This window comes from Promineifilum sp. (SeqCode), from assembly GCF_041918635.1.
Lineage (GTDB): Bacteria > Chloroflexota > Anaerolineae > Promineifilales > Promineifilaceae > Promineifilum.
In genome coordinates, this window is record NZ_JAYRVJ010000675.1 from 1 (window position 1) to 7760 (window position 7760).

The following is a 7760-nucleotide window of genomic DNA, read 5'->3' on the forward strand; positions in this document are numbered from 1 at the left end:
AATGGGGCAACGGGCAATGGCGGCGCAGAACATCCTTCCGCACTTTGCCGAGCGCGTTGCGGGGCAGATCGGCCGTGAAGGTGAGCCGGCGCGGGACCTTGTAAGGGGCCAGGTGCGCCCGGCAGTGGGCCAACAAGTGGGTCTGTAGTTCCGCGGCATTGGCTTCGACTCTGGCGGCGGGAACGACGGCCGCCGCCACTTGCTCCCCCCACGTGTCATCCGGGCAACCGAACACGGCGCACGCCGCGACAGCCGGATGGGCCAGCAAGACGCGCTCGACCTCGGCCGGATAGACGTTGTAGCCGCCGGTGATAATCAGGTCACTGGCCCGCCCCTTGAGCGTGAAATAGCCGTCCGGTTCGCGCAACCCCAGGTCGCCGGTGCGAAACCAGCCATCGGCGGTAAAAGCGGCCGCTGTCTTCTCCGGCTGTCGCCAATACCCTTTGAAGACGTTCGCGCCGCGCACCTGCACCTCGCCGACCTGGCCGTCGGGCAGCGGTTCGTCGGTGTCAGGATCGGCAATACGCGCCGCTACACCGGGCAGCGGCCGGCCAACCGAGCCGCGACGGCGCTCGCCCTGGAGGGGATTAGACAGCAGCATGCCCGCCTCCGTCATGCCGTAGCGCTCCAGCAGCGTGTGGTCGAACGTGGCGCGAAAGGCGTCAAAGAGGTCGTCGGGCAGCCGGTCGGAGCCGGAAGTGACCAGGCGCAGGGAGCTTACAGCGGTGGCGCGCGCCCCGGGGCATTCGACCAAACGGCGGTGGAGCGTCGGCACGCCCATCAGGACGGTGCAACGTCGCGCGGCGATGGCGTCGAGCGTCACCTGCGGTGCAAACCGGGGCAATACGACGGTCGTCGCTCCCGCATGCAGCGCGGCGTGGAGGGCCACGATCAAGCCGTGTACGTGGAAGAAGGGCAGGACGTGGAGCAGTCGGTCGTTGGCCGACCAGCCCCATGCCTCCTTAAGCGCCGCCAATTGGGTAGTCAGGTTGCCGTGGGTGATCTCCGCACCTTTCGGCCGGCCGGTAGTGCCGCTGGTATAGATCATGAGCGCAGTCATTGGTGGGTCAATGGCGACAGGAGGGAGCGTCGGTGTCATTTCCTCGACCAGTCGGCCAACATGTAACAGCGTCGGATCGCTTCTCGTTTCGTATAGCGACTTAGCAACCTCCCCAGTACTGTCGTCAATGACCAGCACAGCCGCCGCCGCGTCCTCCACGTAATAGCCAAGCTCGTCGGCGCTGTACTCCGGGTTGAGAGGCAACGAGATCGCGCCGACCTTCAGGGCGGCCAGGTGGTAATAGAGGAAGGCCGGCGACTTGCTCAGCCATAGGGCGACGCGATCGCCCGGCCGCACGCCCAGCGCCAACAGGCGGCCGGCGGCGCAGTTAACGGCCTCGCCCAACTGGCCGTAGTTTATGGCGTGGTCGAACTGCCCTTCTGGCCGCAGCCACTCCAGCGCGCTCTGATCCGCCTGGTCACGGATGTGATTGTCGAGCATCTCCTGCCATGCCATACTGCTCCCTCACCCTGACTCTGTTGAAACCGCGCCTATCAGCGCGAAATTAGCGTCCATCAGCGTCCCATTCTTCGATCAATACACATTGCCTGTAAACGCCCAATTCATGTATCATAGCCAGTGACGCACGTTACGTAAACCGGAATGCCCACCGGGCAGGGAGAGCGAGCGATGCTGGATCGAATTTCGGATTTCGTGCTCACCATCTTCGGTGTGTTGGTGCTGGCGCTGCTGATCCTCGGGTTGTCCACGTCCTGCCTCAGACAGGCCGACGGTGAACTGACGCCCACGCCCATTCTGGTGACGGTCGCCTATCCCGCGCCCGGCACACCTGGCATCGCCTCGCCTACGCCCACGCCGTTCTCGGTCACTCTGCTGCCGGCGGCATCGGCCACACCCACGCCGCTGCCGGGGGTGACGACGGAAGGCATCGTGCCGCCGCCCTTGCCCACCGCCGCGCCCACCGTCCCCGCGGCCATCGCCACCACGACGCCCATGCCCACTGCTCCGCTGCCGACCGCCGCTCCCGGAATCGGCGGCCAACTGACTCCCGGAGCTACCATCCGGCATCAGGTGATCCAGGGCGAGTGGCTGATCCAGATCGCCCGCTGTTACGGCACGACCTATGCCGCTATCCACGGCGCGAACGCGCTGCCTAACCCCAACCTCATCTACCCGGGTGACGTGATCACCGTACCAGCCATTGGCAGCATCGGCCGGATTGTCGGGCCACCATGCGTCCAGCGTTACACCGTTGTGGCAGGCGACACGTGGGAGTCGCTGGCGACGCGCTTCGCCACGACAACCACCATTCTCCAACTCGCCAACCCCGGCGCGCTGACGACCGGCCGGCAAATCTGGGCGCCGCGGATGCAGTAGTACCGGCGGCCGAGGCCGCACAACGCCGCAAGGAGCAAACCTATGCCCATTGAGACGCAAAACCTCAGTTACCGGCAAGTAATTCCGGTCGGGCCGGCCGAGATCTATCGCGCCTTCACCAGCAGCACCGCCCTGCGCGAATGGCTGTGCGACTCCGCCACGGTATCCACGCGCCTGAGCGGCCATCTCTTCGTCGGCTGGAACGACGGCTATTACGCCACCGGCCACTACACTGAACTAGATGCCAATCGGATTGTTGGCTTCACATGGCAGGGGCGCGGCGAACCTCGCCCAACGTCGGTGCGGGTGACTATTGAGCCGGGCGATGGCGGCACGTATATGGCGCTGGAGCATTGCGACATCGGCGTCGGGCCGGAGTGGGGCGACAAGCTGGAGCAGTTCGACCGGGCGTGGCGGCGCGCGCTGGAGAACCTGGCTTCGGTGCTGACCTCGGGCGAGGACTTGCGGGTGACGCGCCGGCCGATGCTGGGTGTATTGCTAATGCCGTTCGACGCCGATGAGGCCGTCCGGCTGGGCGTGCCGGTGGAGCACGGTGTGCGGCTGGGCGGTGTCGTGCCGGGTCAGGGCGCAGAGGCAGCCGGGCTGCGCCAGGATGACATCATTGTGGCCGTCGCGGGCCACGCCACCACGGACGTGACCGAATTGCGCAACGCGCTCCAGTCACACCACGCCGGCGACGTCGTGATGGTCGAGTTCTACCGCGGCGACGAACGTCTGAGCGCGGCCATGACCCTCTCCGGCCGCAAAATCCCCGTCATTCCCGCCACCAACGAGGAATTGGCCGAGCGCGTGCGGCAGCGTCTGACGCGGGATGAGGCCGCGCTGGATGAGTTCCTGGCGGAGGTCACCGATGTCGAAGCGTCTTACAGGCCAGGGCCGGAAGCGTGGAGCATCAAGCAGGTCATGGCTCATCTCATCCAGAGTGAGCGCTATAACCAGCAATGGATCGATGAACTGGTCGCCAGCCAGGAGGCTTCCTATGATGCCTGGTCGGGTAACCAGGAGATGCGGCTGAACGCGACCATCCATGCCTTCCCGACGCTGGCCGACATGTTGGTCGAACTCAAGCGGCTGAATGAGGAGACGGTGGCGCTACTACAAGGACTGCCCGAGGAGTTTGTCGCGCGTAAGCGCACTTACTGGCGATTGGCCCGGACGCTGCTCGACGAGTCCTACTCTCACATCGACGACCACATGACCCAGATGAAGGCTGCCTTGGCCGCGGCCAGAGCTGCGTAAACCACGACCCTCACAGCATGGAGCGCCGCCGTCTCGGTGACGCTCTGATCGCCAATAACGACAGACGGGGACTGAGCAATGGCAACGAAGCTGAGCGGCGAGGCTTTTAATAAGGCGGTTGCGTATCTACGCAGCGAGGCGCGACCATTGGAGCGCGCGCTCTACGAATACCACTTCGAGAACGGCAGCCGGACAAACGTTCTGGCCGCGCTGGCGGCCTATCAGAACACGGACGGCGGCTTCGGCCATGCGCTCGATCCGGACATGCGCACCCCCGCCTCATCCGTACTTGCCACCACCATCGCGCTCGGCATCCTGCGCGAGATCGGCGCGACCGAGGACACGCCCGGCTTGCCGGCCGCGCTGACCTACTTGATGGACAGTTATGACGTGGTTCGCGAACGTTGGCCCATTGTGCCGCCGGAAGTAGAGAACGCGCCGCACGCCCCGTGGTGGACGTATGATGGGACCGAGGAGGCGTTCGGCCACTTCTGGGCCAACCCCCGCGCCTCGGTCGTCTCCTACTTGTGGCAGTTTCGCCGGCTCGTCCCTTCGCCCTTCGTCGAGAGCGCGCTGCAATCGGTCTTTGACGAGGTCATGCGCTACCCCCAACATATGGAGATGCACGATCTCGCCTGCGTGATCGATCTGTTAGAGACACCCGACTTGCCGGAGGAGACTTACCAGGGTTTGTTGGACAAACTGCTCCGCGCGTTGCCCCGCACGGTGACCCTCGACCCCGCGCAGTGGGGGGACTACAACCTGAAGCCGCTCGACGTGGTGCAGTCGCCCGACTCGCCGCTGGCCGTGGCTTTTGATCCGGCGCTCCTCGAAACCAACCTTGATTATGACATCGAGCGCGGGCCAGCCGGCGGCGTCTGGGGGCCGGCCTGGTCATGGGACTTTGTGGACGCTGCGGCGTGGGCTGAAGCCGAACGGGAGTACAAGGGCATCCTGACGCTGCGCAAGCTGAAGACGCTGCGGGCCTTTGAGCGCATCGAGAGCGTTTCCTGAGCGTCCGGAGGCGCTACGCCCGGTTTAGCAGCCGCGACCTGGGGCTTGTGCCGGGCCACCCCTCTATTGTATAGTATCTGTGACGCAGCGTGCGCTGCGGTGTCCGGCCGCCCGGCCGGGCTTGCCGACGTGGGATGTGTGGTCAGAGCGCATCGCATCCGGCTATACCTCACCTGCCGACAGGTTCCGGCCCGGCCGATGGTTGGCGAGACTATCTCGCCGCAGCCAAATGGTTGGGGGAAGCGCCATGTCCACTATCAAGGTTCGTTTTGCGATCCTCGGAACTGTCTTGTATCTGATGCTGCTTGCCGGCCTGGCGGTCGCCGGCGGGTCGGGAGTTGCCGCCGCCACTCCAGTAGAGCAAGCGCCCTCAAGCGCGCCGGCTGCCCGGCCGGAAGCGCCTCTGGCTTCGATAACACGCACGCTTGTCTACCACGAGTTGCCGCTGCCGGGGTTGGACGGCGTCATCGCCGGAAGAATGGACCTGAGCGCCGATGGGACGCGCATCGCCTTCGTCGGTGGTTACAACCCGAACACCATTTACGTCATCGAGGCCAACGGGCAGGGCCTGCGACAGGTGGATAGCTACGAGCCGAGTTGGCACGCCGATTCGAGCGTCGATCTGAGCGCCGATGGCTCGAAGGTGCTTTCCTGGGACGGCGGGACGATCCTGCGGTTGGCGAATGCCAACGGGGGCGGAGCGCACCAGGTGATCACCATCGAGGGCGGCTATAAGGACTTTCATCTATCGACCAACGGAGAGCGCGTCACCTTTATCGTCGACCGGGACTGGTCGCTCCAGCCCGGCAACCAGCCGAAGAAGGCCGGCGTCTACACGGTGAATGGCGACGGCAGCAACCTGAAGCAACTGGTCACCGCCGAGCAGATCGCGGCCCTCTTCGGGACGACGCCGGCCGACTTCCCGTTCTCGGGCGGCCCCGGCCGCTGGATCGACGTGTCGGACGACGGCCAGCGCATCGTCTTCATGGCCCAGGTGCGCGACCGCGGCCTGAAGCTCTTTCGCGTCGGCGCGGATGGCGGCGGCCTCCAGGCGTACGACCTCTACCCGGAAGGGTATTACTGGCGAATGGACAACGTCCGCATCAGCGGCGACGGCAGCACAGTGCTCTACACCGTCGCGCCCAATCCGTGCTGCTCGACGCCGACGGAGTGGGGCGTGGTGAACTACGATGGCAGCGATCGCCGGACGCTGTTCACCGGCTACAGCGATGCGTCCTATGCAAGATCGGTCGGCCTCACCCAAGATGGCGCGTTTCTCTCCGTGCCCTGGTATGGCCGGTTGGTCAAAACGGACGGCAGCGGCGAGAAGCTCGATCTGGCCCTGTGGGGCGGTATGCCGACCAACTACCCCGGGCCTATCATCGATGGCTACTGCCTGACCATGAACGCGGATGGGACGCGCTTCGCCTATCTCGACTGGACCGGCGGCTACGGCTACCCAAAGCTGGCGACGCTGACCATCAATCCGCCGTCGCTCGGGCCGGCTCCCCAGATCGACGACGTGCTGATGACGCCGGTCTACCTGCTGACCGAAGGCCGTTCCGAGGCGAAGGTGACCGCGCGGGTCGTGGCGGCCTCCTCACCAGGTAGGGTTGGCAGCGTTGCCTTGCTGGATGATGTTCAGGATCGGACTGTCCAGGAGGGCGTCCTGGTTGACGGCGGCAGTGCGGGCGACGCCAAGCCGGGCGACGGCATCTATACGGCCAGCCCGATTCGCACCACCGCCGATGCGGTCACGACCGGCCCGCGGACGATGCGCGTTGTCGCCGACGTGGTGGCCGCCGACGGCACACGCCACTCGACCGCCGTGGACGTGGCGGCCTTCGACGTTCGCGCCGATCACCCGTCCGCGACGATCCCGCCGGAGACGGGCGGCGTGTTGAACTACGTGGATGGCCGCGGCAACACCACGGTGATCACCGTGCCGCCCTGGGCTTTCAACACGCCCACAGTGCTGTGGCTGATCCCGCTGCCCGGTGTGACGCCGCCCAATGAGCGCGCGACCCAGCGCGCGTTCGAGCTGCTGGCGCGGCAGGGGAGCGTCGTGGTCAGCACGCCGAACAAGGCCGTGACGGTGAGTATCGAGTACGCCGATGAGGAGATCGCAGGGTTAGACGAAGCCAAGTTGCGCCTGAAGCGGTTCGTGGAGGATGGCAATCAGTGGGTGGAAGCCGGCTGCGGCCCCTATACCCGGCTGCTGGGGGAGAACACGGTGAAAGTATCACTGTGCCACTTCAGCCGCTTTGATCTTTTCGAGGACGCGACCCAACAGCTGTTTCTGCCGGTGGTTCAGCGGCCGTAGGCTGGAAGCGGGGCGGCCCAACGGCGACGGGTGCGCCGCCACTAAATCCGGGTAATCTAAGGGCAACTCTTCAGGCGCGAGGTGAGGCGTGGGCGAGTGGAAAGCTATCGAACAGACGCAGGGGCCGCCGGCGACGATCGAATCGCTGCGGGCCGACCTGCTGGCGTTAGGGCTGCAACCGGGGATGGTTGTGCTCGTCCACTCCTCGCTGAGCGCACTGGGTTGGGTGTCGGGCGGGCCGGTGGCGGTCATTTTGGCTCTGGAGTTGACGCTGGGCCGCCAGGGGACGCTGGTCATGCCCACCCACTCCAGCGATCTATCCGACCCGGCCCACTGGCAGCACCCGCCCGTGCCCGAGCCGTGGTGGGAGGTCATCCGCGCGACGATGCCCGCCTACGACCCCGATCTGACGCCCACGCGCGGCATGGGCGCGATCCCGGAGGCGTTCCGCAAGGGGCGCGACGTGCGACGTAGCGACCACCCGCAGACATCGTTTGCCGCCTGGGGAGCCGCTGCCGCCGTGGTGACCGAAGGCCACCAGCTCGACTACTGCATGGGCGAAGGCTCCCCACTGGCCCGCGTCTACGATCTGGACGGTTGGGTGCTATTGCTCGGCGTGGGCCACGGCAACAACAGCTCGCTCCACCTGGCCGAATACCGCGCCAACTATCCGGGCAAAAAGCCGCTGGCCCAGGGCGCGCCGGTGCGGATCGATGGCCGCCGCGAGTGGGTTCACCTGCGCGACACAGCGCTTAACGATGAGGA

Annotated in this window: 6 protein-coding genes; 5 read left to right on the plus strand and 1 reads right to left on the minus strand. The window is 65.7% G+C overall.

Going from position 1 to position 7760, the window contains the following annotated elements; translation table 11 throughout:
* Positions 1-1516: class I adenylate-forming enzyme family protein (locus ACE3UY_RS19775; protein ID WP_374689200.1), on the minus strand; the 1516-nt coding region annotated here is incomplete at its 3' end.
* A gap of 174 nt (positions 1517-1690) precedes the next feature.
* Between ACE3UY_RS19775 and ACE3UY_RS19780 the strand changes: the two genes are divergently transcribed.
* The 5 genes from ACE3UY_RS19780 to ACE3UY_RS19800 all read left to right on the plus strand — a co-directional run.
* Positions 1691-2398, plus strand: coding sequence for a LysM peptidoglycan-binding domain-containing protein (locus ACE3UY_RS19780; RefSeq protein WP_374689201.1), 708 nt, complete (start codon positions 1691-1693; stop codon positions 2396-2398).
* A 42-nt stretch (positions 2399-2440) separates the two neighbouring features.
* Positions 2441-3658: an SRPBCC domain-containing protein gene (locus tag ACE3UY_RS19785; RefSeq protein ID WP_374689202.1), complete on the plus strand. Its 1218-nt coding sequence runs from the start codon at positions 2441-2443 to the stop codon at positions 3656-3658.
* A gap of 78 nt (positions 3659-3736) precedes the next feature.
* Positions 3737-4672, plus strand: coding sequence for a hypothetical protein (locus tag ACE3UY_RS19790; RefSeq protein ID WP_374689203.1), 936 nt, complete (start codon positions 3737-3739; stop codon positions 4670-4672).
* A 247-nt stretch (positions 4673-4919) separates the two neighbouring features.
* Positions 4920-6995, plus strand: a complete 2076-nt coding sequence (locus ACE3UY_RS19795; RefSeq protein ID WP_374689204.1) for a TolB family protein — start codon at positions 4920-4922, stop codon at positions 6993-6995.
* An 88-nt stretch (positions 6996-7083) separates the two neighbouring features.
* A partial coding sequence (locus ACE3UY_RS19800; protein ID WP_374689205.1) for an aminoglycoside N(3)-acetyltransferase occupies positions 7084-7760 on the plus strand: 677 nt, incomplete at its 3' end.

Coding starts and splice junctions, on each gene's coding strand:
- ACE3UY_RS19780 (WP_374689201.1), top strand. CDS start 1,691: ATGCTGGATCGAATTTCGGATTTCGTGCTCACCATCTTCGGTGTGTTG.
- ACE3UY_RS19795 (WP_374689204.1), top strand. CDS start 4,920: ATGTCCACTATCAAGGTTCGTTTTGCGATCCTCGGAACTGTCTTGTAT.
- ACE3UY_RS19785 (WP_374689202.1), top strand. CDS start 2,441: ATGCCCATTGAGACGCAAAACCTCAGTTACCGGCAAGTAATTCCGGTC.
- ACE3UY_RS19790 (WP_374689203.1), top strand. CDS start 3,737: ATGGCAACGAAGCTGAGCGGCGAGGCTTTTAATAAGGCGGTTGCGTAT.